The organism is Kocuria sp. LUK, assembly GCF_021012935.1.
Lineage (GTDB): Bacteria > Actinomycetota > Actinomycetes > Actinomycetales > Micrococcaceae > Kocuria > Kocuria flava.
Genome location: NZ_JAJMZI010000019.1, coordinates 1 through 413, shown reverse-complemented (window position 1 = coordinate 413; position 413 = coordinate 1). Strand labels below are relative to the sequence as shown.

The 413-nt window shown below is 68.8% G+C and carries 1 pseudogene; it reads left to right on the top strand.

Features of this window, described 5'->3' with window-relative positions:
- Positions 1–413: pseudogene (locus LQU92_RS14840) on the top strand (pyruvate dehydrogenase (acetyl-transferring), homodimeric type); the annotation flags it as partial.

The following is a 413-nucleotide window of genomic DNA, read 5'->3' as shown; positions in this document are numbered from 1 at the left end:
AAGGAGTTCGGCCACCGGATCGTGCCGATCGTCCCCGACGAGGCCCGCACCTTCGGCATGGACTCCTTCTTCCCCACCGCCAAGATCTACAACCCCAACGGGCAGAACTACCTCTCCGTGGACCGCGAGCTCATGCTCGCCTACAAGGAGTCCCCCCAGGGCCAGATCCTCCACGCCGGGATCAACGAGGCCGGCTCCACCGCCGCCTTCACCGCCGCCGGCACCTCCTACGCCACCCACGGCGAACCCATGGTCCCCGTCTACATCTTCTACTCGATGTTCGGCTTCCAGCGCACCGGCGACTCCTTCTGGGCCGCCGCCGACCAGATGACCCGCGGGTTCATCATCGGCGCCACCGCCGGGCGCACCACCCTCACCGGCGAGGGCCTCCAGCACGCCGACGGCCACTCCCC